Here is a 25,249-nt window from a genome sequence, read left to right on the forward strand (position 1 = left end):
CGCCGTGAACCGTCCTGTCCGCCGCCCTGACGCCGTTCTCGTTCAGGCCGTGATCGCCGGGGCTCTGTCCTTCGCTCACCTGCATGATCTGGCCGCCGCTGCCGGGCAGTCCGGCTGGAAGGCATGGGCCTACCCGATCTCCGTCGACCTGCTCTTGGTCGCTGCCTGGCGTCGGCTCCGGATCGGCCGGGACGGGGCCTCGTGGACCTGGTTCGCCATCGCGCTCGCCGCCTCCCTGGGCGCCAACGTCGCCACGGCCGGTCTGCTCGACCTCGCCCATGTGCCGGACTGGCTGCGCATCCTGGTCGCCGGCTGGCCCGCGCTCGCCTTCCTCGGCGGCACCCTCCTCGTCCACACCCCCGCCTCGACGGCCGCTGCCGAAGCCCCGCCTCTGGAGCCTGAGTTGGCAGTGCCGGAAGTCGAGTTGCACCGCACCGACACTGCACCGGTCCCGGCCCCCGCGTCCACTCCTGCGGAGCTGGCCCCCGCGCCGGTCAAGCCGTCCGCTCCGGTTCCCGCGGTCCCGGCGGCCTTGGTCGAGCACGCCCGCTCCATCGCGGACGCCCACCGCAAGACCACCGGTGAGCCGATCACCGCGGACACGCTCACCGCCCGGCTCGGGCTTCCCGGGCCGACCTGCCAGGCCATCGCCGCACAACTCGAACTCACCTGATCCGGAAAGGGAGGTTGATCCCGTGAGTGTGTACCGCCGGTTCCGTGACGTGCGCCGCTTCGGCCCGGTCACCGTCGCCACCTACCACGACGGCCGTGGCCGCAACCGCCACACCGTCGCCTGCTCCGCCCCCGGCTGCGGCTTCTCCACCGACTACGCCGACCGCTCCGCCGCCGAACTCGCCGCCCGCACCCACCGCTGCAACCCCTGACAGGAGAACACCCCGATGCTCACCCCCAAGTACCCGCCCTCCGACCACGCCCCTACCCCGACGCCCACCACGGCCTCCACGGCGTCCTCGACCGTGCCGGCCATGACCACCCCGGCCCCGGTCACCCCGGTCCCGGCGTCGAACCGGCCGACCATCCAGCTCACCCCCGGCAGCACCCTCGTCCTCGTCGGCGGCGGGACCGCCGTGGTCCTCATCGTCGGCACCGTCCTGGTCTCCATGCTGCTCGCTGTGGCCATCACGGGCGTCTCCGTCGCGATCTGCGCCGTGGTCCTCCGCTCCCTGCTCAACGACTCCCGCAACGGCCGGTGAGCGGGATGGACTTCACCCTCGTCGGCGCCGCGTTACCGGCCCTCGGCTGGGCCGTGCACGGCAGCGTCCTCGCCCGCCGCCTGGCCGGCGCCCGCCGCGACCCCCTCACCGGCCTGCACACCCGCGCCGGCTGGACCGCCCGCGCCGAACGCCTCCTCGACCGGCACCCCAACGCCCTCGTTGCCCTGGTCGACCTGGACGACTTCAAGGCCATCAACGACCAGCACGGCCACGCCTCCGGAGACGCGGTACTCACCGCGACCGCCCGCCGGCTGAACGACTGGGTGGGACGCCACGGCATCGCCGCCCGGATCGGCGGAGACGAATTCGTCGCCATCGTCACCGACCCGACGCACACCACCGGGCTTCACGCCCTGCGGGCCGCCCTGGACCGCCCGGTCCACCACCACGGCGAGGTGCTGCCGGTCTCCGCGTCGGTCGGACGCTGTCACCGCGCGGACCTGCCGGTCCCCACCCTCACCGACGCACTCTCCGCCGCCGACAGGTCGATGTACGCGGTCAAGGGCCACAGCAGGCGCAACACCCAGCACTGACCAACCCCCGGAGCGGCCTCAACCGCCAAGTCTCCGCCGCTCCGGGGGCCCACATCCCAGATCCAAAGGACCCGGAAGGGAAGCACCATCATGCCCCAGCACACCCCTGCCCCGCGCCTGTGCCGCGACTGCGACGGCTTCGCCGCGGTCGTCATCACCACCGGCACCCGCACTCCGGACGGCACCCGCGCCACGCTCACCGTGCTCTGCCCGACCTGCCAGGGCACCGGCCACCGCACCCCCGCCGCCCGCCTCGCCCGCGCCGGGAAGTGACCGCCGTGGCCCTCCTCGACTGGCGCTCCCCGGAGCACTTCGACCACAGCGGCGACAAGCCCTGCGTCCTCTGCACCAAGCCCACCCCGCTCCGTTCCGACCGTGGCAAGCCCGTCCACAAGGTGTGCGCCGAGAAGTGGATCGACGCCCACACCGAGCAGGGTGAAGCCCGATGACGGCCGGGAACTCGGGCCAGCTCCGAGTCTTCAGCTTCGGTGGCGGTGTCCAGTCGGTAGCCTGCCTGGTCCTCGCCGCTCAAGGTCGCATCGACTTTGACGTCTTCCTGTTCGCCAACGTCGGTGAAGACTCCGAGGACCCTCGCACCCTCGACTACTTCCGTCAGCACGCCCAGCCCTACGCCGCCGCCCACAACATCCAGCTAGAAGAACTCCACCGCATCCGCCGCGACGGCAGCACGGAAACGCTCTGGGGTCGGCTGACCCGTGAAGGCTCTCGGTCCCTGCCGATCCCGGTCCGTATGGCCAATGGCGCCCCTGGCACCCGCCAGTGCACCGCCGACTTCAAGATCAGGGTGATCGGCAAGTGGCTCAAGCAACTTGGAGCCAGCGCTGAATCACCGGCCAAGGTGGGCGTCGGGATCAGCGTCGATGAGATCCAACGGGCGAATAACCGCCGCTGCGAGCCGTACGAGCAGATCACCTACCCGCTTCTCGACCTCGGCCTACGCCGCACCGACTGCCACCGCGTCATCCGGGCCGCGGGTCTGCCAGTCCCTCCGAAATCGGCGTGCTTCTTCTGCCCCTTCCACCGCCCCGAGACGTGGCGCGAGATGCGACGCACCGCACCTGAGCTGTTCGCCCGCTCCTGCCAGCTCGAATCCATCCTCAACGAACGCCGCGCGACCCTCGGCAAGGACCCCGTCTACCTGACCCGCTTCGGCAAGCCCCTCGACCGAGCCATCCCGGACGGCTGGGACACCCTCTTCGACGAGTGGGACGAGACCGCACTGTGTGATTCCGGGCGGTGCTTCACGTGACCCACGCCCCCGCCCTTGCGGCGGGCCTGGACCCGGCCACCCTCACCGACGTGCTGAGGCTGGCCGGGTCCACCGGCTTCGACCGCATCCAAGACCAGATCCGCCGCACCGGCGGCTGCACCGACCCCATCCGCCTTACCGGGACGACTGTCACCCGCGACAAGGCCACGGGCCACGTGCTGCACCACTACTCGACCGAAACCGAGCCCGGCGGCGTGCTCCGTCTGGCGTGCGGGAATCGGCGTGCCTCGCGCTGTCCGGCTTGCGCCTGGACCTACGCCGGCGACACCTACCACCTGATCCGCGCCGGCCTCGTCGGAGACCCGGGAAAGGGCACCCCGACGACGATCCGGGATCACCCGCGGGTGTTCGCCACCCTGACCGCCCCGTCGTTCGGCCCGGTCCACAACCGGCCGGGCAACCGGCCCTGCCGCTGCGGCACCCGCCACGATGAGCACGCCCCGGAGCTGGGCACGCCGCTCAACCCGGACGACTATGACTACGCGGGGGCGGTGCTGTGGAACAACCACGCCTCCGACCTGTGGCGCTACTTCACGATCTACCTCCGCCGCGAGATCGCCCGCATGGCCGGGCTCACCCAGAAAGCCGCCAAGGAAGAGTCCCGCGTCTCCTTCGGCAAGGTCGCCGAGTACCAGAAGCGCGGGGCCGTGCACTTCCACGTGGTGATCCGCTTCGACGGACCGACCGGCCCCGACGACCCGCCCCCGGCCTGGGCCACGGGCGAACTCCTCGACGCAGCGATCGGGGCCGCCGCCGCCCGCGTCGCGGTCGATGTGGACCCGGCCGGGGACCAGCCGGCCCGGACCCTGCGGTGGGGTGAGCAGATCGACGTGCGCCCGATCCATGCGTTCGGGGACGGGGCCGAGATCACCGAACAGGCCGTGGCCTCCTACGTCGCCAAGTACGCCACCAAAGCCGCCGAGACCACCGGCACCGTGGACCGCCGGATCGGCAACAAGGAAGCCCTGGCCCTGCTCGATGTGCCCGAGCACCCGGCCCGGCTCATCGCCGCATGCCTAGACCTCCACCCGCTCTACCCCGAGCGGAAGTTGCGGGACTGGGCGCACATGCTCGGCTTCCGAGGTCACTTCTCCACCAAGTCCCGCAGCTACTCCACCACCCTCGGCGCCCTCCGCCAGACCCGCGCCGACTACCGCGCCGCACAGCAACGCACCGCCCTCGGCCTCCCCGACCCCGATACCGAGGAAGAGGCCACCACCCTCACGCTCGCCCACTGGGCCTACGCCGGCCACGGCCACACCCCCGGCGAATCCTGGCTCGCCGCCAACATCCGCCGGGACATCCAGCACAACCGCGAGGCCGCCCGCGAGGCCCTGAGCGACATGCCCGACCCGAACTCCGAGGGGGAGTGGTGACCGTGGATCGACTGCTCACCGTGCGGGAGGTCGCTGAGGTGCTTGGAGGCGAGCGCTACGTACGGCGCCTGATCGAGGAACGGCGGATCGAGTACGTCAAAGACCGTCGAAGGGTCTTCATCGCGGAATCGGTGGTCAAGCAGTACATCGCCTCGCGCACCGTTCCGGTGAGGAGGGCTGCGTAATGGCGAACAGCAGGGGCCGGCGTCGTCGGTTCGGAGCGATCAGGCGGCTTCCCTCCGGCCGGTTCCAGGCCCGGTATCCCGGACCGGATGGCGTGATGCGGCCGGCGCCTCGGACGTTCGCCACCACGACCGAGGCGGACGACTGGCTTGCCGAGAAGCAGACCGAGGTGCGCAAGGGTGATTGGCGAGACCCTGATGCAGGGGCGGTCAACTTCCGCGCCTACGCCGACAAGTGGGTCGAGGACCGCGAACTAGGCGTCCTCACCGTCGACCTGTACCGGTACCTGCTCGACGCCCACCTCCTGCCGACTTTCGGTGATGACAACCTGGATGAGATCACCCCTCCCCGCGTCCGGGCCTGGCGTACGGAACGTCTCCGTACCGGCGCGAGGACCGCGACCGCGAAGGCGTACCGGCTGCTCAAGGCGGTCATGGAGACCGCAGTGGATGACGAGTTGATCCGCCGAAATCCCTGCCGCATCAAGGGCGCCGGCGCTGAGAAAGCCAAGGAGCGCCCCACTGCGACCGTCGCCCAGGTTGACGCTCTGGCCGATGCCATCGGTGTGCGGTGGCGCCTCATGGTCTACCTCGGGGCGTACGGCCCCACTCGACCGGAGGAATTGGCCGGGCTCCGCCGCCGTGACGTTGATCTCGACGCCCTGAAGGTCACCATCCGGGTTGCTGAACCAGAGCGGACGAACGGCCGGCGCGCTCCGGGCGACACCAAGTCGGAAGCCGGCGTGCGCACGATCCACCTGCCCTCGTTCCTTGAGCGCGAGGTGGTGTGGCATATGGAGTCCTTCGCCGAGGAAGGGCCCGATGGGCTGGTCTTCGTCGGAGAACGCGGTGCCCCCTTCCGGCGCAGCACCTTCGGCCGGTACTGGCGCAAGGCTCGTGCGGTCGTCGGGCTGCCCGACCACTTCCGCTTCTACGACCTGCGGCACACCGGGCACACCCTCTCGACCCGTTCGGGTGCCACGCTCAAGGACACGATGACGCGGGCTGGCCAGTCGTCGGAGAAGGCCGCGATGCGCTACCAGCACTCCGAGGACGCGCGGCAGCAGGAGGTTGCCGGGATGCTGGACCGCAGTGTGCGGAAGGCTCGCCGGGCTGTGGCACGGAAAGCGAACGATCAAGCTTCTGGCACGGATGTGGCACGCGACGACTGAGAGGAACCGAACAGCAAAAAGGCCCCGGTCGATGACCTGGGCCTTCTTCATGGAGCGGGTGACGAGAATCGAACTCGCGCTCTCAGCTTGGGAAGCTGATGTTCTACCATTAAACTACACCCGCGCAATACGGACATATTGACCGAGTCGCAGTCGATGTCCGAACGCCCGCTCACTGTACCCCATGGCCGTGCGGGCGTGTCCGACCCTCGGGGTGGGAGGGGTGAGTTGAGGCGTACGGTGGGGGCTTCGGACGGCCCGGAGTGCCGCCTGGTACGGCGTCTCTTTCATCCCGTAATGTGCCGTCCGGCGTCGGGGAGGCAAGCCCGACGCGGCTCCTGGGGAAGGGACTTGAGGGACTTGATGGAACGCACCGTCGTCCGCTGCGCGGACGGGCACGTCTTCAGCGCCGCTACGTTCCCGATGCAGCAGGCCGAGCGCCTCGGCCCCGGCCGGCTCGTCCGGTGCCCCCGCTGCGCGCGGTTGCGCAGCGCGGTGCCGGTCACGCTGCAGAAGCGGTAGACAAGCGCTGGGCAAGCGGTAGACAAGCGGTAGGTACACGCACCACCAGGGGGCGCGGACTCGTCACGATTGTCGGCGGTCCGCGCCCCTTGCGTATCCTCGGGGCGTGCTTCTCTCAGACAAGGACATCCGGGCCGAGATCGACGCCGGGCGGGTGCGGATCGATCCCTTCGAAGAATCCATGGTTCAGCCGTCGAGCATCGACGTACGGCTGGACCGTTACTTCCGGGTGTTCGAGAACCACCGGTACCCCCACATCGACCCCTCCGTCGAGCAGCCGGACCTCACCCGGCTCGTGGAGCCCGAGGGCGACGAGCCGTTCATCCTGCACCCGGGTGAGTTCGTCCTGGCGAGCACGTACGAGGTGATCAGCCTCCCCGACGACCTCGCCTCCCGCCTGGAGGGCAAGAGCTCGCTCGGCCGGCTCGGCCTGGTCACCCACTCCACCGCCGGGTTCATCGACCCCGGGTTCAGCGGCCACGTGACGCTGGAGCTGTCCAACCTCGCCACCCTGCCGATCAAGCTCTGGCCCGGTATGAAGATCGGCCAGCTCTGCATGTTCCGGCTGTCCTCGCCCGCCGAGCACCCCTACGGCAGCGAGCGCTACGGCTCCCGCTACCAGGGCCAGCGCGGTCCGACCGCCTCGCGGTCCTTCCTGAACTTCCACCGGACCCAGGTATGAGGGCGACGACGATATGAGTGACGTGCGGGAGAACCTGACCTACGAGCGCTTCGGCGCGGCCGTCCGCGAGCTGGCGCAGACCATCGCGGACGACGGCTACGAGCCGGACATCGTGCTGAGCATCGCGCGCGGCGGCGTCTTCGTGGCCGGCGGCCTGGCGTACGCCCTGGACTGCAAGAACATCCACCTGGTGAACGTCGAGTTCTACACCGGCGTCGGCACCACGCTGGACATGCCGGTCATGCTGGCGCCCGTCCCCGACGCGATCGACTTCTCCGACAAGAAGGTGCTGATCACCGACGACGTCGCCGACACCGGCAAGACGCTCAAGCTGGTGCGCGACTTCTGCCTGGAGACCGTCGCCGAGGTGCGCTCCGCCGTCATCTACGAGAAGTCCCACTCCCTCGTGAAGTGCGAGTACGTCTGGAAGCGCACCGAGGACTGGATCAACTTCCCGTGGAGCGTCGAACCGCCCGTCGTGCGGCGCACCGGTCAGGTGCTGGACGCCTGACGGCGCCCGGTACGGGAGAGGGCCCCCGGAGCATCGTGCTCCGGGGGCCCTCTCGTGTGCCGGGGTCCGCTCAGAAGGTGCCGAGCTTCACGATCGACAGCAGCGCGATCAGCTGGATCGCGGACGCGCCCAGGGCCTTGGGCCAGGGGAGGTCGTGGGAGCGGGAGACCATCAGGGTCAGCAGCGCGCCCGCGGCGAGCCAGGTGATCCAGCCGATGACCTGCACGAAGCTCGCGTCACCGCCGGCGAACATGGCGACGACCAGGCGCGGCGCGTCCGTCAGCGACATGATCAGCATGGACAGGCCGACCGTGGGCTGCCAGGCGCCATCGCCGCCGAGCTGGCGGGCCAGGGTGTGGGTGACCACGCCGAGGACGAACGAGCTGAGCACCAGCGCCACGGCCGTGACCAGCACGATCGGGATCGCGTTGGTGAGCGTCGCTCCTATGACGTCCTCGCGGGCGCCGTCGAAGCCGAAGACGGCGAGCAGGCCGTAGAGGAAGGTCACGATCAGGGCGGGGCCCCACATCGTGTAGTCCCGCATGCGCAGGAAGGTCGGGCCGGGGGAGAGGAAGATCCCCTTCAGCAGTTCCTTCCAGTGCAGCGGCGGGCCGGAGGGGCCGGCCGGGGCGGCGGAGCCCGCGTGGTAGGTGTCGCCCTGGCTGTAGGCGGAGGCCTCGTCGACGGAGAACGCCTGGGTGTGGCCCGGCTGGTTCGCCGCGTACGGGTCGTGCCCACCGCCGTGGGCCCCGTGGCCGGGGTCGCCGAAGTACTCCGGTCCGTCGTTCACCGGCCCCGGATACCCGTACTGCTGCCTCTGCGGGCTGCCCTGCGGGTAGCCGTAGGAAGGCTGCCGCTGCCCCTGGTGCGGGGCCCGGCCGCCGTACGACGGTCCCTGGGGCGCGTGCGTCTGCTGTCCTTGCGCGGTGCGGTCGTCCCGGTCCCCGCGTCCCATCCTGAATCCAGCCACCCGTCGAACGTACCTGCTCCCGGCCGCCGGTGTGCCGGGCCCGAGGGGTCGGGCCCGGCATTGCGGCCATCCTGTGACATCCCCTAAGGGACCGTCAGGGTGACATCCCGGGGCCGGGCGGGATTCCGGCGCCCGGGGCTCAGTTGGCGATGACGCTGCCGAACCAGGGCGCGCCGGTCGACGAGACGCCCACGTTCTTCACGCCGACGAAGCGGGAGCCGGTCGCGGTGATCTTCGTACCGTCGGACGGCAGGTAGACGAGCGCGCCGTCGCCGCCGTCCTCGTCGGAGCCGACCAGCAGGTCGGCGCGGCCGTCGCCGGTGACGTCGTCGAGCTTGACGTCCATGCCGAAGTGGTCGCCCTTCTCGTCGTTGCCGGGCACGCCCGCGGTGCTCTGGGCGATGGACTGGGCCCGGGTGGCGGTGTTCACGCCGCCCGCGGAGCCGTACAGGACGGTGACCAGGCCCGCGTCGGACGCCGTGCCGAGGTCCTCGAAGACGCTGCTGATCACCAGGTCCTGGTAGCCGTCGCCGTTGATGTCGCCGAGGTCCAGCTCGCCGCCGAAGCCGTCGCCCTTCTCGGAGGCGCCGGGGACGTTGCCGGTGTTCTGGTCGATCGCGGAGTTGCGGTCAGGACCCGAGACCGACCCGTAGGTGATGTTGACGCGGCCGCCGGTGGAGGCGTCCGGCACCGGGGTGCCGTCGTCCAGCCTGCCGCCGTCCCACATGGCGCCGCTGACGATGTCGCCGTAGCCGTCGCCGTTGATGTCACCGATGCCGGTGATGATGCCGGACCTGAGCTTCTTCGCGGCGGAGGTGCTGAGGCCGCTCGCGGTGCCGGGCAGCCAGTAGTTGGTGTTCCAGCCGAAGCGGGTCCCGGTCTCGTAGCCGTCCACGACCAGGTCGGTGCGGCCGTCGCCGTTGACGTCCCCGGCGGTCAGGTTGAGCGGGCCGGTCGGGTCGTCGGCGGTGCCGGACTGGATGGGCGGCTTGACGGTGGTGCGGCTCGCCGCGGTGCCGCTGGAGCTGAAGCCGCCCTTGTAGAGGTACAGGGTGGAGCCGGTGGCGCCCACGACGAGGTCGGTGCGGCCGTCGCCGTCGAAGTCGCCCGCCGCCAGGTTACGGCCCCAGTAGTCGTGGGAGCCGACGGCCGGGTCGGGCAGGTCGGAGCCCTTGCCGGTCAGGCCGCTCTTCGAGCCCCAGAGCAGGGTGACGGCGCCGCCGTTGACGTCGGTGCCGACCTTCTCGTGCGGGACGCCGACGGCGAGGTCGTCGTAGCCGTCGTGGTTGAAGTCGCCGTAGGCCAGGGACCCGCCGAAGGCGTCGCCCGCCTCGGAGCCGCCGGGGACGCCGGCGGTGTCCTGGCTGAGGGTGGTGCGCTTGGTGCCGGAGACGCCGGTCCTGGTGCCGTACAGGACGACGACCTGGCCGGCGCCCTTCCTGCCGCCCACGTAGGCGGTGCAGGCCGAGGTCGCGATGTCGCCGATGCCGTCGCCGTTGAAGTCGGCCCTGGCCACGGTGGTGGAGTCGGCGGCCGTGGCGGGGGCGGCGGTGAGGGTGAGCAGCCCGCCGGTGAGCGCGGCCGCGGTGGCCGTCGCCAGGACGAGTCTGTGGTGCGCGCGCATGGGGTTCTCCTGCGGCGTACGGGGGATGCCGGGGACGGGCATCCGCGGTCGGTGGGGGCCGACAGCCCGCGTCGGCCCCGGTCGCCCGGGGGCCGCGCAGCGGTTGGCGATCATCAGACCGACGTGGGGCGGGAACGGTTGCCCGCGGGCGCGGGGAAACTTCCGGGGCGGGCGTCGGCGGGCCGTGGGGGGCAGGATGGGGGCATGAGCGTAGTGAAGATCAATGTGCTGACCGTTCCCGCCGAGCAGCGGGAGGTGCTGGAGAAGCGGTTCGCCTCGCGGGCCCACACCGTGGAGAGCTCGGACGGGTTCGAGTGGTTCGAGCTGCTGCGGCCGGTCGAGGGCACCGACCAGTACCTCGTGTACACCCGCTGGCGCGACGACGCGGCCTTCCAGGCGTGGATGGAGGGTCCGATGAAGGCCGCCCACCAGGGCGCGGGCGGCGGTGAGGGCGGCGAGAAGCAGCGGCCCGCCGCGGCCGGCTCCACCCTGTGGTCCTTCGAGGTCGTGCAGCAGGCGTCCCCGAAGTAGCCCTTACGGATACGACGGCGCCCCCCGGCCTCGTGGGCCGGGGGGCGCCGTCGTATGGGGAGTCGTGCGGCTACTTCACCGGCTCGGGCTCCGGCTCGGTGGCCGGCTCGTCCTCGTCCGCGGGGTCCGCCGGGGTCCTGACGGAGTCCAGCAGGAGCTGGGCCACGTCCACGACCTGGATGGACTCCTTGGGCTTGACGCCCGTGGCGGAGCCACTTTCGGCAGCAGCCTTCTTGCCGTTGACCGAGTCGGTCAGCATGACCAGGCAGAACGGGCAGGCGGTGGAGACGATGTCCGGGTTGAGGGAGAGGGCCTCGTCGACGCGCTCGTTGTTGATGCGCTTGCCGATCCGCTCCTCCATCCACATCCGGGCGCCGCCGGCGCCGCAGCAGAAGCCGCGCTCCTTGTGGCGGTGCATCTCCTCGTTGCGCAGGCCCGGGACCTTGCCGATGATCTCGCGCGGGGGCGTGTAGATCTTGTTGTGCCGGCCCAGGTAGCAGGGGTCGTGGTACGTGATGATGCCCTCGACCGGGGTGACCGGGATCAGCTTGCCCTCGTCCACCAGGTGCTGGAGCAGCTGGGTGTGGTGGATGACCTCGTAGTCGCCGCCGAGCTGCGGGTACTCGTTGCCGAGCGTGTTGAGGCAGTGCGGGCAGGTGGCGACGATCTTCTTGGCCGACTTCGGCTTCGCCGACTCGGGCAGCACCTTGCCGTCGTCGTCCATCTCCTCGCCGAAGGCGGCGTTGAGGGACATGACGTTCTCCATGCCGAGCTCCTGGAACAGGGGCTCGTTGCCGAGGCGGCGGGCGGAGTCACCGGTGCACTTCTCGTCGCCGCCCATGATCGCGAACTTGACGCCCGCGATGTGCAGCAGCTCGGCGAAGGCCTTGGTGGTCTTCTTGGCGCGGTCCTCCAGGGCGCCGGCGCAGCCGACCCAGTAGAGGTACTCGACCTCGGACAGGTCCTCGATGTCACGGCCGACGACCGGGATCTCGAAGTCGACCTCCTTGGTCCACTCCAGGCGCTGCTTCTTCGCCAGGCCCCAGGGGTTGCCCTTCTTCTCCAGGTTCTTGAGCATCGTGCCCGCCTCGGACGGGAACGCGCTCTCGATCATCACCTGGTAGCGGCGCATGTCGACGATGTGGTCGATGTGCTCGATGTCCACCGGGCACTGCTCGACGCAGGCGCCGCAGGTGGTGCAGGACCACAGGACGTCGGGGTCGATGACGCCGTTCTCCTCGGCGGTGCCGATGAGCGGGCGCTCGGCCTCGGCGAGGGCCGCGGCGGGAACGTCCTTGAGCTGCTCCTCGCTCGCCTTCTCCTCGCCCTCCATGGTCTTGCCGCCACCCGCGAGCAGGTACGGCGCCTTGGCGTGGGCGTGGTCCCGCAGCGACATGATCATCAGCTTCGGGGAGAGCGGCTTGCCGGTGTTCCAGGCGGGGCACTGCGACTGGCAGCGGCCGCACTCGGTGCAGGTGGAGAAGTCCAGCAGGCCCTTCCAGGAGAACTGTTCGACCTGGGAGACGCCGAAGACGTCGTCCTCACCGGGGTCGGTGAAGTCGATCGGCTCGCCGCCGGAGGTCATCGGCTGCAGGGCGCCGAGGGCGACCCCGCCGTCCGCGTCCCGCTTGAACCAGATGTTCGGGAAGGCGAGGAAGCGGTGCCAGGCCACACCCATGTTGGTGTTGAGCGAGACCACGATCATCCAGATGAACGAGGTCCCGATCTTGATCATGGCGACCAGGTAGACCAGGTTCTGCAGGGTGGTGACGCTCAGCGCCTTGAAGGCGAGGACCAGCGGGTACGAGGCGAAGTAGGCCGCCTCGTAGTGGTCCACGCCGTGCAGGGCGCCCTCGAGGCCGCGCAGGGTGTAGATGGCGAGGCCGATGGTGAGGATGACGTACTCGACGAAGTACGCCTGGCCGGACTTGGAACCGGCGAAGCGGGACTTGCGGCCCGGTCGGCTGGGCAGGCTCAGCAGTCGGATGACCATCAGCACGGCGATGCCGAGGATCGTCATCACACCGATGAACTCGATGTACAGCTCGAAGGGCAGGAAGCCGCCGATGAGCGGCAGGGTCCAGTCGGCCTTGAAGAGCTGGCCGAACGCCTGGGCCAGGGTCGGCGGCAGCGTCAGGAAGCCCACGGCGACGAACCAGTGGGCTACACCGACGATTCCCCACCGGTTCATCCTGGTGTGGCCGAGGAACTCCCGCACCAGGGTCACGCTGCGCTGGTACGGGTTGTCGGTCCGGGTACCGGCGGGGACGGGCTGGCCCAGCTTGAAGTACCGGACGAACTGTCCGATGGCCCGGGCGAGCAGCGCGACGCCGACCACGGTCAGGACCAGCGACACGATGATCGCGGCGAGTTGCATGAGGGGCTCCTGAAGCGGCCTCGAAATTACTAAGCGGTAACTTATCCAGTCCGTCTGAGACTACCCCCATCTTCCTGCGGGATGCAGCCGGGCGCGGGGTGATGTGAGTCGCTGAGGGTTACCTTCGCCGGGACGGAGGAACGGGTCCTGGACGACTACGGGACACCTCCGGCGCACCTTCGGGCGGCTTGCGGCGGCCACCCGTCGCCGCCTTGCATATAAGCGCCATATAAGAGTTGAGTCGGCCCCGCTCATGTCTGTTGACCCGGTGCGACCGGAGTGGCACACTTGAGCCAGTCCCACTCAAGTCCTCTGGAGGAATCAACCATGGCACGTGCGGTCGGCATCGACCTGGGCACGACTAACTCCGTCGTCAGCGTTCTGGAGGGCGGCGAGCCCACCGTCATCACCAACGCCGAGGGTGCCCGGACCACGCCGTCCGTCGTCGCCTTCGCGAAGAACGGTGAGGTGCTGGTCGGCGAGGTCGCCAAGCGCCAGGCGGTCACGAACGTGGACCGGACCATCCGCTCCGTGAAGCGCCACATGGGCACGGACTGGTCGATCGAGCTCGACGGCAAGAGCTTCAACCCGCAGCAGATGAGCGCCTTCATCCTGCAGAAGCTGAAGCGCGACGCCGAGGCGTACCTGGGCGAGAAGGTGGCCGACGCGGTCATCACCGTCCCGGCGTACTTCAACGACTCCGAGCGTCAGGCGACCAAGGAGGCCGGTGAGATCGCGGGTCTGAACGTCCTGCGCATCGTCAACGAGCCGACCGCCGCCGCTCTCGCGTACGGCCTCGACAAGGACGACCAGACCATCCTGGTCTTCGACCTCGGTGGCGGCACCTTCGACGTCTCGCTGCTGGAGATCGGCGACGGCGTCGTCGAGGTGAAGGCCACCAACGGTGACAACCACCTCGGTGGTGACGACTGGGACCAGCGCGTCGTCGACTACCTGGTCCAGCAGTTCAAGGCCGGCCACGGCGTGGACCTCGCCAAGGACAAGATGGCGCTCCAGCGCCTGCGCGAGGCCGCCGAGAAGGCCAAGATCGAGCTGTCCTCCTCCACGGAGACCTCGATCAACCTGCCCTACATCACGGCGTCCGCCGAGGGCCCGCTGCACCTGGACGAGAAGCTCACCCGCGCCCAGTTCCAGCAGCTGACCGCCGACCTCCTGGAGCGCTGCAAGACGCCGTTCCACAACGTCATCAAGGACGCGGGCATCCAGCTGTCCGAGATCGACCACGTCGTTCTCGTCGGTGGCTCCACCCGTATGCCGGCCGTCGCCGAGCTCGTCAAGGAGCTGACCGGCGGCAACGAGGCCAACAAGGGCGTCAACCCGGACGAGGTCGTCGCCATCGGCGCCGCCCTCCAGGCCGGTGTCCTCAAGGGTGAGGTCAAGGACGTCCTGCTCCTCGACGTCACCCCGCTGTCCCTCGGTATCGAGACCAAGGGCGGCATCATGACCAAGCTCATCGAGCGGAACACGACGATCCCGACCAAGCGGTCCGAGATCTTCACCACCGCCGAGGACAACCAGCCCTCCGTGCAGATCCAGGTCTACCAGGGCGAGCGCGAGATCGCGGCGTACAACAAGAAGCTCGGCATGTTCGAGCTGACCGGTCTGCCGCCGGCCCCGCGCGGTGTCCCGCAGATCGAGGTCGCCTTCGACATCGACGCCAACGGCATCATGCACGTGACCGCGAAGGACCTGGGCACGGGCAAGGAGCAGAAGATGACCGTCACCGGCGGCTCCTCGCTGCCGAAGGACGAGGTCGACCGCATGCGCCAGGAGGCCGAGAAGTACGCGGAGGAGGACCACGCCCGCCGCGAGGCCGCCGAGACCCGCAACCAGGGCGAGCAGCTCGTCTACCAGACCGAGAAGTTCCTCAAGGACAACGAGGACAAGGTCCCGGGCGAGATCAAGACCGAGGTCGAGGAGGCTGTCGCCGAGCTGAAGGAGAAGCTCAAGGGCGAGGACAGCGCCGAGATCCGCACCGCCACCGAGAAGGTCGCGGCCGTCTCGCAGAAGCTCGGCCAGGCCATGTACGCCGACGCCCAGGGCGCCCAGGCCGCCGGCGGTCCGTCCGCCGACGCCACTGACGCCAGGGACGACGACGTCGTGGACGCCGAGATCGTCGACGACGAGCGCAAGGACGGTGCCGCGTGACGGAGGAGACCCCGGGCTTCGAGGAGAAGCCCGACGTCCCCTCCGGCGCGGACCCCGACGACGCCGAGCCGAAGGCCGCCTCCGAGGAGGGGGCGGCCCCGGCTGGGGACGCAAGCGCAGATGTGGCCCTGGTGGCCCAGCTGGACCAGGCACGCACGGCGCTCGGTGAGCGCACGGCGGACCTCCAGCGCCTCCAGGCCGAGTTCCAGAACTACCGTCGCCGCGTCGAGCGCGACCGGGTGGCGGTCAAGGAGATCGCCGTGGCGAACCTCCTGACCGAGCTGCTGCCCGTACTGGACGACATCGGCCGCGCCCGCGAGCACGGCGAACTGGTCGGCGGCTTCAAGTCGGTGGCCGAGTCGCTGGAGACCGTCGCGGCCAAGATGGGCCTCATGCAGTTCGGCAAGGAGGGTGAGCCCTTCGACCCGACGATCCACGAAGCCCTGATGCACTCCTACGCGCCCGACGTCACCGAGACGACGTGCGTGGCGATCCTCCAGCCCGGCTACCGCTTCGGCGAGCGCACCATCCGCCCCGCGCGGGTGGCCGTCGCCGAACCGCAGCCCGGCGCGCAGACGGTCAAGGCGGAGGAGGCCGAGGAGAGCGCGGCCGACGACAAGGAGAACGGTGGCCCGGAGGAGGGCTGACGTAATCACGCAGATCAAGCAGGGCCGGAAGGAGGGACGTCGGGGATGAGCACCAAGGACTTCATCGAGAAGGACTTCTACAAGGTCCTCGGCGTCCCCAAGGACGCCACCGAGGCGGAGATCAAGAAGGCGTACCGGAAGCTCGCCCGCGAGTTCCACCCGGACGCCAACAAGGGCAACACCCGCGCCGAGGAGCGCTTCAAGGAGATCTCCGAGGCGAACGACGTCCTCGGCGACCCGAAGAAGCGCAAGGAGTACGACGACGCGCGCGCCCTGTTCGGCAACGGCGGTTTCCGGCCGGGGCCGGGCGCGGGCGGCGGACAGTTCAACTTCGACCTCGGCGACCTCTTCGGCGGTGCCGGCGGGGCCGGCGGCGCGCAGAGCGGCAGCTTCGGCGGCGGGATCGGCGACGTCTTCGGCGGTCTGTTCAACCGGGGCGGCGCGGGTACCACGCGTACCCAGCCGCGCCGGGGGCAGGACGTCGACACCGAGGTGACGCTCAGCTTCACCGAGGCGATCGAGGGCGCCACCGTTCCGCTCCGGATGACCTCGCAGGCTCCCTGCAAGGCGTGTTCGGGTACCGGCGACAAGAACGGCACGCCGCGTGTGTGCCCGACCTGCGTCGGTACCGGGCAGGTCGCGCGGGGCTCGGGTGGCGGGTTCTCGCTCACCGACCCGTGCCCCGACTGCAAGGGCCGCGGCCTGATCGCCGAGCACCCCTGCATGGAGTGCAGCGGCAGCGGCCGGGCCAAGTCCTCGCGCACCATGCAGGTCCGCATCCCGGCGGGCGTCACCGACAGCCAGCGCATCCGGCTGCGCGGCAAGGGCGCCCCCGGCGAGCGGGGCGGCCCGGCCGGCGACCTGTACGTCACCGTCCACGTGGGCGAGCACAAGGTGTTTGGGCGCAAGGGCGACAACCTCACCGTCACCGTCCCGGTGACGTTCACCGAGGCCGCGCTCGGCGGTGAGGTGCGGGTGCCCACCCTCGGCGGGTCCCCGGTCACCCTGAAGCTGCCGCCCGGCACGCCCAACGGCCGCACCATGCGGGCGCGGGGCAAGGGCGCGGCGCGCAAGGACGGCAGCCACGGCGATCTGCTGATCACCGTGGAAGTGAGTGTCCCGAAGGACCTCTCGGGGAAGGCTCGTGACGCGCTGGAGGCGTATCGCGAGGCGACCGCGGACGAGGACCCGCGGGCGGAGCTGTTCGAGGCCGCGAAGGGAGACTGAGCCCGATGGACACACCAGGTCGTCGGCGCAACCCGTACGAGCTGACCGAGGAGACCCCGGTCTACGTCATCTCGGTGGCCGCACAGCTCTCCGGACTCCATCCGCAGACGCTCCGGCAGTACGACCGCCTCGGTCTGGTCTCCCCGGACCGCACGGCGGGGCGTGGGCGCCGCTACTCGGCCCGTGACATCGAACTGCTCCGCCAGGTGCAGCAGTTGTCGCAGGACGAGGGCATCAACCTGGCCGGCATCAAGCGCATCATCGAACTGGAGAACCACGTCGCGGCTCTCCAGTCCCGGGTCGCGGAGCTGGAGTCGGCCCTGGACGGCGCGGCGGCGACGATGCGTCAGCGCGAGGCCGCCGTGCACGCCTCCTACCGGCGCGACCTGGTCCCGTACCAGGAGGTCCAGCAGACCAGCGCGTTGGTGGTGTGGCGGCCCAAGCGGCAGCAGTCCGCGGACTGAGCCGATCGCGGCGGGCATCCTTCGTGAAGGGGCCGGGAGGCACAACGCCTCCCGGCCCCTTCGTCGTTCACCGACCCGTTCACCGACCCGTTCGCCGGGCTGTTCACACCCTGGCCGACTTCATTCGGCAGTGTGTACGTAACAAGCGGTTCGGGCGGGGAGGGTGTGAAGCGTGTTTACAGAGCGTTGCGCAATGCTCCGCCAGGTCTTCACCGGATAAACGGAACGTGGTGTTGCCATCTCGTTAAGTTGTTTTGCTTGACGCCATGGGGCGCCTCCGCGTTGTCTTTTCAGACACCTGGGTCGCACGCTGCACCCCGTCGGAACGCACCTGAAGTGAGCCCTCGAATGCGTCGTATCGCCATGTCCGTGGCCGTCTCCACGATGGTCCTCCCGCTCGCCGGCTGCGGCGTCCTGAACGGGGCGGGAGACGACGCGAGCGCGAGCCCGACCATGGGCGACGAGGTCACCGTCGGCCTGCTGCTGCCGGAGAAGGCGAACACCCGCTACGACAAGTTCGACTACCCCATCATCAAGAGCAAGGTGGCCGAGCTGACCCACAAGAAGGGCAAGGTCGAGTACTCCAACGCCGACGCGAGCGCCAGCACGCAGGCCGATCAGCTGCAGCGGATGATCGACCAGAAGGTCAACGTCATCCTGCTGGACGCGGTCGACGCGCACGCGATCGCGCCCGCGGTGAAGAAGGCCAAGGACGCCGGCATCCCCGTGATCGCCTACGACCGCCTGGCCGAGGGCCCGATCGACGCGTACATCTCCTTCGACAACGAGCTGGTCGGCCAGGTGCAGGGCCGGTCGCTGCTGGAGCGCCTGGGTTCGAGCGCCGGTCTCTCCGACAAGATCGTCATGATGAACGGCTCGCCCACCGACCCCAACGCCAAGCAGTTCAAGGAGGGCGCGCTCTCCGAGCTGACCGGCAAGGTGACGATCGCGGACAGCTTCGACACCAAGGACTGGAAGCCGGAGAACGCCGAGTCCAACATGGCCCAGGCGATCGGCAAGCTGGGCAAGGCCAACATCGCCGCCGTCTACTCCGCCAACGACGGTATGGCGGCCGGGGTCATCAAGGCCCTGAAGAACGCCGGTGTCGCCACGATGCCCCCGATCACCGGCCAGGACGCCGAACTCGACGCCGTGCAGCGCATCCTGGCGGGCGAGCAGTACATGAGCGTCTACAAGTCCTACCCGGACGAGGCCGAGGCGGCGGCCCAGATGGCCGTGGCCAAGGTGCAGGGCAAGGACATCCAGTTCGACGCCCTCACCCAGGACCGCGTCGACAGCCCCACGAACAAGCAGATCCCGGCCAAGCTGGTGCAGGTGAGCGCGCTGACCAAGAGCAAGATCAAGGACACGGTCGTCGCGGACGGCATCTACACCTCCGCCCAGATCTGCACCGCCGCCTACAAGTCGGCCTGTGCCGCCATCGGCCTGCGCTGACGCGGGACGGCACGGCCGGGGCAGGGCCCCGAGGCAGGTGAGGGAGGTGGCCCCGGTGACGGCGGGGCCACCTCCTTTTCCGCGCCCTGGGCGACCCCCGGCGATCCGGGCATACCGGTGTTCCGCGCCCCGCCGGGCGCGGGGAGCCGTGTTGCGGAGGCGGGCGGGGCCGCGCATAGTTGCGCTGCGAAGTGGCGGCGACCGGGGGTGGAATGGGCGATGGCCGGGCACGCGACGCAGGAGCATCCCCACGGTGCCGACCGGCTGTGCGGGCAGGGGGACCGCGTGTACTCCCGCGCCGTGCGCCGGGGCCGGGTGCCGCGGGCGGAGGCGGAACCGGTGCCCTGTCTGCTGGAACTGGCCCTGCTGCACCCCGATCCCGACGACATGGACTGGCTGCTGCCCACCTCCCCGCAGGAGGTGATGACCCGGCTGCTGCGCGGGGTCTACGACGAGGTCGCCCGCAGTCAGCGCCGGATGGGCACGGCGGTCGCCGCGTTCGACTGGTACGCCGGGCTGGGCCGCCAGCTCCCCGTCCTCGCCCCGCAGGGTGAAGGTGCCGCGATCCGGGTGCTGGACGGACTGACCCGTATCCAGGCCGCGATGGACGAGGCGACCGAGCGGTGCGCGACCGAGGTGCTCACCGTGCAGCCGGGCGGCATCCGGCGCGAGGCCGAGCTGACCGAGGGGCTGCACCGGGCGCTGGAACTGCGCGGCCGCGGGGTGCGGATGCGGGACCTTTACACGCATGTGGCCCGGCACGGGCAGGGCCTGCTCAACTACCTGGAGCTGATGGGCGACGCGGTGGAGGCCCGCTCGCTGGACGAGGTCATCGACCGGCTCATCCTCTTCGACCGCACGGTCGCCTTCATCCCCGCCAACACCGACCGCACGATGGCCCTGGAGCTGCGGCACCCGGCGCTGGTGGAGTACCTGGTGACGGTGTTCGAGCGGCTGTGGCGGCTGGCGATCCCGCTCACCGCCCCGCTGCCCGACACCGGCATCGAGGGCATCTCGCACCGGGAGCGCTCGATCGCCGCGCTGCTCGCCGAGGGCCACCAGGACGCGGTGATCGCCGAGCGGCTCGGCATCAGCGTGCGCACCTGCCGCGCGCACATAGCCCGGCTGTCGGAGACCCTGGGCGCGACCAGCCGTACCCAACTGGGCGTGCGTATAGCCCAGGTGGGCCTGGACGGGCCCTCGCACGGCCCCGCGCCAGCGCCCGCGGGCGGAGTGCGCGCACCCTGAACACGCACCCTGAACTCCCGCTCTATTCGCCCTCGTTGAGCATCCCCGAGCGGGCGATCAGATACCCGAGCTGGGCCCGGCTGCCGCTGCCGAGGGCGGTGGCCAGCTTGGCGATGTGGGCCCGGCAGGTGCGGACGTTCATGCCGAGGCGGCGCGCGATGGCCTCGTCGACGTGCCCCTCCACCAGCAGCTTGGCGATGGAGTGCTGGATGTCGGTGATGCCGTCCGGGGCGGTCTCGTAGGGGGTGCCGGCGCTCAGCGGGACCGCGCGGCTCCACATGAACTCGAAGACCTTGACGAGGTAGCGCACCAGGCCGGGGTGGCGCAGTTCCAGGGCGACCTGGCGGTCCTCGCGGACCGGGATGAAGGCCACCGTCTCGTCGCAGATGATGAGCCGCTCGACCAGTTCGTCGATGGTGCGGTACTCCGCCTTGCCGTCGGTGAAGCGGTCCACGTAGGCGAGCCGGTCGGCGCTGTAGCGGGCGGTGTGCTGGTACAGGGTGCGGATGCGCACCCCGCGCTCGATCAGCGGGCGGTCGCGCTCCAGCGCCTCCAGGAGGCGGTTCTCGGGGCTGCGGCGGCCGCCGGGCTGCACGGTGAGCACCTCGGTGCGGCACTGGCCGGTGGCCAGGTCCAGGGCGGCGTTGATGCGGTCCAGGCCCTCCAGGACGGTGATGGCGTGGGTCGGGGCGTCCTCGCGGGCGCTCAGCGTCATGAAGGGTTCGAATATCTCGGACAGCACGATGGACCGGCGCCGCCGCTCGGCGATCTCCCGCTCGATGGGGGTGAGCCGCTGGGCCAGCGCGACGGCCGGCGCCACGGGCCGCAGCCAGCCGGGGTCGTCCGGATCGGGGTGGAGCAGGGCGAACTCCATCAGGCAGGGAGCCGACTCCGCGTCCGCGCGCGGGATACGGCCCGTGCGCAGGGCGCTCGCGTAGAGGCGGCTTCCTTCCGCGCACATCTCTGTCACCGCGTGGGGATGTGTCGCCTCTGTCCCGTTTGTTGCCAAATCTCCACCCCCCAGGGTCCTGAACATGCAGGAACATGATGCACCGATCGTGTGGCGATGATGTGCCTGAATGAGCCATCGTCTAACTCGACGGGGGAAGAGGGGACTTTCAAGTGAGGACGAAGCCGACCATGCGTAACAGAATGCTTCGCTCGGTGCTTGTTGCCGCCTTCTCCGCCGTTGTGGCCGTCGGAACCCTGGCCGGCCTCTCCGGTGCGACGAGCGCGCACGAGTCGGGCGCCGGGGGGACCGTGACAGCCGCGGGCGTCCAGGACACCCGGTGGGACACCGTCCAGCAGGACACCAGGTGGGACACCACGCCGGCGGACACGAGGTGGGACGTCGCCCCGCTCGACACCCGGTGGGACTGATCACCATGACCACGCCACCCGACGACCGCTCCTTCCGTCGTGAGATGGCCACGGCCTACCGCTCCGGCTGGCACTTCATCGACCTGGTCACCGCCATCCCCCACAGCGGCGACTCGTTGATGGTGACGGTGTTCGGCGAGCCGGTCGTGGTCACCCGGGACGAGGACGAGGACGTACGGGCGTACCGCTGCCTGCGCAAGCCCCGCGGCGCGCCGCAGCCGGTGCGGTGTGCCGTCCGGTACGGCATGATCTTCGTCAATCTCGACCAGCGGGACCACTGTCTCGCGGAGCCCGAGGTCGCCGACCTCAGGACCACAACTGCCACCCCCCGCAGTGCCTGACGCGATTCCCCCGTCGTAAAAGATCGCCTCAGGTACTTCCCCCCGCAGCGGCGTCACCGTGACCTGAACACGGTGACGCCGCTGCAGTTTCTGCGCATATTTCGGGGTATGCGGCCTCCGGCCACGTGGCCGGAACTGTTCAGCCGTTGCCGAGCGCGCGTTCCACCTCGATCTCGATGGCGACCCGCAGCGGGTTCTCCCGGGGTTCCCGGCCGTACCGCTCGGTGAAGCGCCGCTCCGCCTCCGCGACCGCCTCCCGGTCCTCGCGCACCCGCGCCCGCCCCTCCAGCGTGGCCCAGCGCCGGCCGTCCACCTGGCAGACCGCCACCCGGGCGCCCTCGGCCCCGGCCGCGCGCACGTGCGCCGCTTTCGCGCTGGTGCCGCTGGTGATGACGCGGGCGATCCCCGCCTCCGGGTCCCAGGTCACGCAGACCGGCACCACGTGCGGGCTGCCGTCCCGGCGCAGGGTGGTGAGCGTGCTCAGGTGCCGCTCCCGCCAGAAGCCGACGTACGACTCGTCCGGAGCGTCCAGGTCTACGGAATGTGTGGCCATGACCGAAACCTAGCCAATCCGAGGCTCGCGCCGCTTAATTGAGCGCACTCGACTCAAGTTTGTGTACACTGGTCAAGTCATCAGTGGAGTGGTTGCGGAAGGGGAGAACACGCACGTGGACGCAGAGCTGACCAACAGGAGCCGGGACGCGATCAACGCCGCGAGCCAGCGGGCCGTGACGGACGGGCACCCCGACCTGACGCCCGCTCACCTGCTGCTGGCGCTGCTCGCGGGCCAGGACAACCAGAACATCACCGACCTGCTCGCCGCCACCGGTGCCGACCCGGCCGCCGTGCGCACCGGCGCCGAGCGCGTCCTCGCCTCGCTGCCCAGCGTGACCGGCTCCACCGTCGCGCCCCCGCAGCCCAGCCGGGAACTGCTCGCCGTCCTCGCCGACGCGGACGAGCGCGCCGGGGAACTCGGGGACGACTACCTCTCCACCGAACACCTGCTCACCGGCCTCGCCGCGAAGGGCGGCGCCGCCGGGGACGTGCTCCGGGAGCAGGGAGCCACCGCCAGGAAGCTGCAGGAGGCCTTTCAGAAGGCCAGAGGAGGACGCCGCGTGACCACCGCCGACCCCGAGGGTCAGTACAAGGCCCTGGAGAAGTTCGGCACCGACTTCACCGCCGCCGCCCGGGAGGGCCGCCTCGACCCGGTCATCGGCCGGGACCAGGAGATCCGCCGGGTCGTGCAGGTGCTGAGCCGCCGCACCAAGAACAACCCCGTCCTCATCGGCGAGCCGGGCGTCGGCAAGACCGCCGTGGTCGAGGGGCTGGCCCAGCGCATCGTCAAGGGCGACGTGCCGGAGTCCCTGAAGGACAAGCGGCTGGTCTCGCTGGACCTCGGCGCGATGGTCGCGGGCGCCAAGTACCGCGGTGAGTTCGAGGAGCGGCTCAAGGCCGTGCTCTCGGAGATCAAGGACTCCGACGGGCAGATCATCACCTTCATCGACGAGCTGCACACCGTCGTCGGCGCGGGCGCCGGGGGCGACTCCGCGATGGACGCGGGCAACATGCTCAAGCCGATGCTGGCCCGCGGCGAGCTGCGCATGGTCGGCGCGACCACGCTGGACGAGTACCGCGAGCGGATCGAGAAGGACCCCGCGCTGGAGCGCCGGTTCCAGCAGGTGCTGGTGGCCGAGCCGAGCGTCGAGGACACCATCGCCATCCTGCGCGGTCTCAAGGGGCGGTACGAGGCGCACCACAAGGTGCAGATCGCGGACAGCGCGCTGGTGGCCGCCGCGACCCTGTCCGACCGGTACATCACCTCCCGCTTCCTGCCCGACAAGGCGATCGACCTCGTGGACGAGGCCGCCTCCCGGCTGCGCATGGAGATCGACTCCTCCCCGGTGGAGATCGACGAACTCCAGCGCGGTGTCGACCGGTTGCGCATGGAGGAGCTGGCGATCGGCAAGGAGACCGACCCGGCCTCCCGCGAGCGCCTGGAGCGGCTGCGCCGCGACCTCGCCGACAAGGAGGAGGAGCTGCGCGGGCTCACCGCCCGCTGGGAGAAGGAGAAGCAGTCCCTCAACCGCGTCGGTGAGCTGAAGGAGCGCCTGGACGACCTGCGCGGCCAGGCCGAACGCGCCCAGCGCGACGGCGACTTCGACACCGCCTCCAAGCTGCTGTACGGGCGTATCCCGGAGCTGGAGAAGGAGCTGGAGGCCGCCTCCGCCGCCGAGGAGGAGGCCGCGCGGGACACCATGGTCAAGGAGGAGGTCGGCTCCGACGACATCGCGGACGTCGTCGCCGCCTGGACAGGCATCCCGGCCGGGCGCCTGCTGGAGGGCGAGACGCAGAAGCTGCTGCGCATGGAGGACGAGCTGGGCAAGCGGCTCATCGGCCAGGGCGAGGCCGTGCAGGCCGTCTCCGACGCGGTGCGCCGCTCGCGCGCCGGGGTCGCCGACCCGGACCGGCCCACCGGCTCCTTCCTGTTCCTCGGCCCGACCGGCGTCGGCAAGACCGAACTGGCCAAGGCGCTCGCGGACTTCCTCTTCGACGACGAGCGGGCGATGATCCGCATCGACATGTCGGAGTACGGCGAGAAGCACAGCGTGGCCCGGCTGGTCGGCGCGCCTCCCGGTTACATCGGGTACGAGGAGGGCGGCCAGCTCACCGAGGCCGTGCGGCGGCGCCCGTACAGCGCGGTGCTGCTGGACGAGGTGGAGAAGGCGCACCCCGAGGTCTTCGACATCCTGCTCCAGGTGCTGGACGACGGCCGCCTGACGGACGGCCAGGGTCGGACCGTCGACTTCCGCAACACCATCCTCGTCCTCACCTCCAACCTGGGCAGCCAGTACCTGGTCGACCCGGCGCTCACCGAGGCGGAGAAGCGGCAGCGGGTGCTGGACACGGTGCGGGCCTCCTTCAAGCCGGAGTTCCTGAACCGGCTGGACGACCTGGTGGTGTTCTCCGCGCTCAGCGAGGCGGAGCTGGCCCGGATCGCCCGCCTCCAGATCGACCGGCTCGGCCGGCGCCTGGCGGAGCGGCGCCTCACCCTGGACGTCACGCCCGAGGCCCTGGCGTGGCTCGCGGAGGAGGGCAACGACCCGGCCTACGGCGCCCGGCCGCTGCGCCGGCTGGTCCAGACGGCCATCGGCGACCGGCTCGCCAGGGAGATCCTCTCCGGCGAGGTCAAGGACGGCGACACGGTCCGGGTGGACCGCGCCGAGGACGGCCTGAAGGTGGCTCCGGCCACGGGCAAGTCCTTGTAGGGGGGCGGCCCGCACGTTTGCCCCGGCGGCCTGGGTGTCACTCGTC

Annotated in this window: 28 protein-coding genes and 1 tRNA gene; 23 read left to right on the top strand and 6 right to left on the bottom strand. The window is 70.2% G+C overall.

Annotated features, from left to right (window positions below; genetic code table 11):
- Window positions 1-4: 4 nt before the first annotated feature.
- From ABZ898_RS23360 to ABZ898_RS23405, 10 genes are all read left to right on the top strand, one after another.
- The gene (locus tag ABZ898_RS23360) at window positions 5-673 is read left to right on the top strand and encodes a DUF2637 domain-containing protein (RefSeq protein WP_361662109.1); all 669 of its coding nucleotides are present in this window, start codon (window positions 5-7) and stop codon (window positions 671-673) included.
- Between the two features lie 22 nt (window positions 674-695).
- The gene (locus tag ABZ898_RS23365) at window positions 696-884 is read left to right on the top strand and encodes a mobile element transfer protein (RefSeq protein ID WP_361662112.1); all 189 of its coding nucleotides are present in this window, start codon (window positions 696-698) and stop codon (window positions 882-884) included.
- A 15-nt stretch (window positions 885-899) separates the two neighbouring features.
- Entirely contained in the window at window positions 900-1,214 is a 315-nt protein-coding gene (locus ABZ898_RS23370) for a SpdD protein (protein WP_361662115.1), read from the top strand.
- Window positions 1,215-1,219: 5 nt separating this feature from the next.
- Window positions 1,220-1,768, top strand: coding sequence for a GGDEF domain-containing protein (locus ABZ898_RS23375; RefSeq protein ID WP_361662118.1), 549 nt, complete (start codon window positions 1,220-1,222; stop codon window positions 1,766-1,768).
- Window positions 1,769-1,858: 90 nt separating this feature from the next.
- On the top strand, window positions 1,859-2,041 hold the full coding sequence (locus ABZ898_RS23380; RefSeq protein ID WP_361662121.1) for a hypothetical protein: 183 nt from the start codon (window positions 1,859-1,861) through the stop codon (window positions 2,039-2,041).
- 5 nt (window positions 2,042-2,046) lie between these two features.
- Complete coding sequence (locus ABZ898_RS23385; protein WP_361662124.1) at window positions 2,047-2,217, top strand: hypothetical protein; 171 nt, start codon at window positions 2,047-2,049, stop codon at window positions 2,215-2,217.
- A complete protein-coding gene (locus ABZ898_RS23390; protein WP_361662127.1) occupies window positions 2,214-3,038 on the top strand; it encodes a phosphoadenosine phosphosulfate reductase in 825 nt (274 codons plus the stop codon). The genes ABZ898_RS23385 and ABZ898_RS23390 overlap by 4 nt, the downstream gene beginning before the upstream one ends.
- Window positions 3,035-4,435: a replication initiator protein RepSA gene (gene repSA / locus ABZ898_RS23395; RefSeq protein ID WP_361662130.1), complete on the top strand. Its 1,401-nt coding sequence runs from the start codon at window positions 3,035-3,037 to the stop codon at window positions 4,433-4,435. Before ABZ898_RS23390 ends, repSA begins: the two co-directional genes overlap by 4 nt.
- Window positions 4,429-4,620 carry a helix-turn-helix domain-containing protein gene (locus ABZ898_RS23400; protein ID WP_361662133.1) on the top strand — a complete coding sequence of 64 codons (192 nt, stop codon included), beginning with the start codon at window positions 4,429-4,431 and terminating at the stop codon, window positions 4,618-4,620. Before repSA ends, ABZ898_RS23400 begins: the two co-directional genes overlap by 7 nt.
- Window positions 4,620-5,789 (top strand): tyrosine-type recombinase/integrase, encoded by a 1,170-nt coding sequence (locus tag ABZ898_RS23405; protein ID WP_361662135.1) that lies wholly within the window; start codon window positions 4,620-4,622, stop codon window positions 5,787-5,789. Before ABZ898_RS23400 ends, ABZ898_RS23405 begins: the two co-directional genes overlap by 1 nt.
- 50 nt (window positions 5,790-5,839) lie before the next feature.
- On the opposite strand, the gene ABZ898_RS23410 is transcribed toward ABZ898_RS23405, so the two are convergent.
- Window positions 5,840-5,913, bottom strand: a tRNA-Gly gene (locus ABZ898_RS23410).
- 239 nt (window positions 5,914-6,152) lie between these two features.
- On the opposite strand from ABZ898_RS23410, the gene ABZ898_RS23415 reads away from it, so the two are divergent.
- The 3 genes from ABZ898_RS23415 (at window position 6,153) to ABZ898_RS23425 (ending at window position 7,504) form a co-directional block, all read left to right on the top strand.
- Entirely contained in the window at window positions 6,153-6,311 is a 159-nt protein-coding gene (locus ABZ898_RS23415; RefSeq protein ID WP_165507348.1) for a hypothetical protein, read from the top strand.
- Between the two features lie 106 nt (window positions 6,312-6,417).
- Window positions 6,418-6,993, top strand: a complete 576-nt coding sequence (gene dcd, locus ABZ898_RS23420) for a dCTP deaminase (protein WP_361662138.1) — start codon at window positions 6,418-6,420, stop codon at window positions 6,991-6,993.
- Window positions 6,994-7,006: 13 nt separating this feature from the next.
- Entirely contained in the window at window positions 7,007-7,504 is a 498-nt protein-coding gene (locus ABZ898_RS23425) for a phosphoribosyltransferase (protein ID WP_361662141.1), read from the top strand.
- A gap of 70 nt (window positions 7,505-7,574) precedes the next feature.
- On the opposite strand, the gene ABZ898_RS23430 is transcribed toward ABZ898_RS23425, so the two are convergent.
- On the bottom strand, window positions 7,575-8,474 hold the full coding sequence (locus ABZ898_RS23430) for a Yip1 family protein (RefSeq protein WP_361662143.1): 900 nt from the start codon (window positions 8,472-8,474) through the stop codon (window positions 7,575-7,577).
- 139 nt (window positions 8,475-8,613) lie between these two features.
- A complete protein-coding gene (locus ABZ898_RS23435) occupies window positions 8,614-10,098 on the bottom strand; it encodes a VCBS repeat-containing protein (protein WP_361662146.1) in 1,485 nt (494 codons plus the stop codon).
- A gap of 204 nt (window positions 10,099-10,302) precedes the next feature.
- Here ABZ898_RS23435 and ABZ898_RS23440 point away from each other — a divergent pair, with 204 nt between their 5' ends.
- On the top strand, window positions 10,303-10,629 hold the full coding sequence (locus ABZ898_RS23440) for an antibiotic biosynthesis monooxygenase (RefSeq protein ID WP_161148362.1): 327 nt from the start codon (window positions 10,303-10,305) through the stop codon (window positions 10,627-10,629).
- Window positions 10,630-10,699: 70 nt separating this feature from the next.
- Here the strand turns inward: ABZ898_RS23440 and ABZ898_RS23445 are convergent, their stop codons facing one another.
- On the bottom strand, window positions 10,700-13,006 hold the full coding sequence (locus ABZ898_RS23445; protein WP_361662149.1) for a (Fe-S)-binding protein: 2,307 nt from the start codon (window positions 13,004-13,006) through the stop codon (window positions 10,700-10,702).
- Window positions 13,007-13,333: 327 nt separating this feature from the next.
- Between ABZ898_RS23445 and dnaK the strand changes: the two genes are divergently transcribed.
- The 6 genes from dnaK to ABZ898_RS23475 all read left to right on the top strand — a co-directional run bounded on the left by dnaK (window position 13,334) and on the right by ABZ898_RS23475 (window position 20,216).
- A complete protein-coding gene (gene dnaK / locus ABZ898_RS23450) occupies window positions 13,334-15,175 on the top strand; it encodes a molecular chaperone DnaK (protein ID WP_361662152.1) in 1,842 nt (613 codons plus the stop codon).
- Window positions 15,172-15,822: a nucleotide exchange factor GrpE gene (gene grpE, locus ABZ898_RS23455; protein WP_361662155.1), complete on the top strand. Its 651-nt coding sequence runs from the start codon at window positions 15,172-15,174 to the stop codon at window positions 15,820-15,822. The genes dnaK and grpE overlap by 4 nt, the downstream gene beginning before the upstream one ends.
- A gap of 45 nt (window positions 15,823-15,867) precedes the next feature.
- Complete coding sequence (gene dnaJ / locus ABZ898_RS23460) at window positions 15,868-17,049, top strand: molecular chaperone DnaJ (RefSeq protein ID WP_361662158.1); 1,182 nt, start codon at window positions 15,868-15,870, stop codon at window positions 17,047-17,049.
- Between the two features lie 5 nt (window positions 17,050-17,054).
- Window positions 17,055-17,513, top strand: coding sequence for a helix-turn-helix domain-containing protein (locus tag ABZ898_RS23465; RefSeq protein ID WP_030816557.1), 459 nt, complete (start codon window positions 17,055-17,057; stop codon window positions 17,511-17,513).
- A 348-nt stretch (window positions 17,514-17,861) separates the two neighbouring features.
- On the top strand, window positions 17,862-18,968 hold the full coding sequence (locus ABZ898_RS23470) for a substrate-binding domain-containing protein (RefSeq protein ID WP_361662162.1): 1,107 nt from the start codon (window positions 17,862-17,864) through the stop codon (window positions 18,966-18,968).
- 219 nt (window positions 18,969-19,187) lie between these two features.
- A complete protein-coding gene (locus ABZ898_RS23475) occupies window positions 19,188-20,216 on the top strand; it encodes a LuxR C-terminal-related transcriptional regulator (protein ID WP_361662164.1) in 1,029 nt (342 codons plus the stop codon).
- Window positions 20,217-20,238: 22 nt separating this feature from the next.
- Here the strand turns inward: ABZ898_RS23475 and ABZ898_RS23480 are convergent, their stop codons facing one another.
- Entirely contained in the window at window positions 20,239-21,252 is a 1,014-nt protein-coding gene (locus ABZ898_RS23480; RefSeq protein WP_361662167.1) for a helix-turn-helix transcriptional regulator, read from the bottom strand.
- A gap of 155 nt (window positions 21,253-21,407) precedes the next feature.
- Here ABZ898_RS23480 and ABZ898_RS23485 point away from each other — a divergent pair, with 155 nt between their 5' ends.
- Together ABZ898_RS23485 and ABZ898_RS23490 are read left to right on the top strand one after the other, a co-directional pair.
- Entirely contained in the window at window positions 21,408-21,596 is a 189-nt protein-coding gene (locus ABZ898_RS23485) for a hypothetical protein (protein ID WP_361662170.1), read from the top strand.
- A gap of 5 nt (window positions 21,597-21,601) precedes the next feature.
- A complete protein-coding gene (locus tag ABZ898_RS23490; protein ID WP_361662173.1) occupies window positions 21,602-21,937 on the top strand; it encodes a hypothetical protein in 336 nt (111 codons plus the stop codon).
- Window positions 21,938-22,076: 139 nt separating this feature from the next.
- Here ABZ898_RS23490 and ABZ898_RS23495 read toward each other — a convergent pair whose 3' ends face one another.
- On the bottom strand, window positions 22,077-22,490 hold the full coding sequence (locus ABZ898_RS23495; protein WP_361662176.1) for a TIGR03618 family F420-dependent PPOX class oxidoreductase: 414 nt from the start codon (window positions 22,488-22,490) through the stop codon (window positions 22,077-22,079).
- Between the two features lie 115 nt (window positions 22,491-22,605).
- On the opposite strand from ABZ898_RS23495, the gene clpB reads away from it, so the two are divergent.
- The gene (gene clpB, locus ABZ898_RS23500) at window positions 22,606-25,203 is read left to right on the top strand and encodes an ATP-dependent chaperone ClpB (protein ID WP_361662179.1); all 2,598 of its coding nucleotides are present in this window, start codon (window positions 22,606-22,608) and stop codon (window positions 25,201-25,203) included.
- Window positions 25,204-25,249 lie beyond the last annotated feature (46 nt).

The sequence above is a fragment of the Streptomyces sp. NPDC046860 genome, from assembly GCF_040645115.1.
Classification (GTDB): domain Bacteria; phylum Actinomycetota; class Actinomycetes; order Streptomycetales; family Streptomycetaceae; genus Streptomyces.

Bases quoted from the DNA above. Each gene is read 5' to 3' on its own strand.
- ABZ898_RS23490 (WP_361662173.1), top strand. From the start codon at position 21,602: ATGACCACGCCACCCGACGACCGCTCCTTCCGTCGTGAGATGGCCACG.
- ABZ898_RS23380 (WP_361662121.1), top strand. From the start codon at position 1,859: ATGCCCCAGCACACCCCTGCCCCGCGCCTGTGCCGCGACTGCGACGGC.
- ABZ898_RS23480 (WP_361662167.1), bottom strand. From the start codon at position 21,252: ATGTTCAGGACCCTGGGGGGTGGAGATTTGGCAACAAACGGGACAGAG.
- ABZ898_RS23440 (WP_161148362.1), top strand. From the start codon at position 10,303: ATGAGCGTAGTGAAGATCAATGTGCTGACCGTTCCCGCCGAGCAGCGG.
- ABZ898_RS23475 (WP_361662164.1), top strand. From the start codon at position 19,188: ATGGCCGGGCACGCGACGCAGGAGCATCCCCACGGTGCCGACCGGCTG.
- ABZ898_RS23390 (WP_361662127.1), top strand. From the start codon at position 2,214: ATGACGGCCGGGAACTCGGGCCAGCTCCGAGTCTTCAGCTTCGGTGGC.
- ABZ898_RS23465 (WP_030816557.1), top strand. From the start codon at position 17,055: ATGGACACACCAGGTCGTCGGCGCAACCCGTACGAGCTGACCGAGGAG.
- ABZ898_RS23470 (WP_361662162.1), top strand. From the start codon at position 17,862: ATGCGTCGTATCGCCATGTCCGTGGCCGTCTCCACGATGGTCCTCCCG.
- ABZ898_RS23435 (WP_361662146.1), bottom strand. From the start codon at position 10,098: ATGCGCGCGCACCACAGACTCGTCCTGGCGACGGCCACCGCGGCCGCG.
- ABZ898_RS23405 (WP_361662135.1), top strand. From the start codon at position 4,620: ATGGCGAACAGCAGGGGCCGGCGTCGTCGGTTCGGAGCGATCAGGCGG.
- dnaK (WP_361662152.1), top strand. From the start codon at position 13,334: ATGGCACGTGCGGTCGGCATCGACCTGGGCACGACTAACTCCGTCGTC.
- ABZ898_RS23495 (WP_361662176.1), bottom strand. From the start codon at position 22,490: ATGGCCACACATTCCGTAGACCTGGACGCTCCGGACGAGTCGTACGTC.
- dnaJ (WP_361662158.1), top strand. From the start codon at position 15,868: ATGAGCACCAAGGACTTCATCGAGAAGGACTTCTACAAGGTCCTCGGC.
- ABZ898_RS23415 (WP_165507348.1), top strand. From the start codon at position 6,153: ATGGAACGCACCGTCGTCCGCTGCGCGGACGGGCACGTCTTCAGCGCC.
- ABZ898_RS23445 (WP_361662149.1), bottom strand. From the start codon at position 13,006: ATGCAACTCGCCGCGATCATCGTGTCGCTGGTCCTGACCGTGGTCGGC.
- ABZ898_RS23370 (WP_361662115.1), top strand. From the start codon at position 900: ATGCTCACCCCCAAGTACCCGCCCTCCGACCACGCCCCTACCCCGACG.
- ABZ898_RS23425 (WP_361662141.1), top strand. From the start codon at position 7,007: ATGAGTGACGTGCGGGAGAACCTGACCTACGAGCGCTTCGGCGCGGCC.
- ABZ898_RS23375 (WP_361662118.1), top strand. From the start codon at position 1,220: ATGGACTTCACCCTCGTCGGCGCCGCGTTACCGGCCCTCGGCTGGGCC.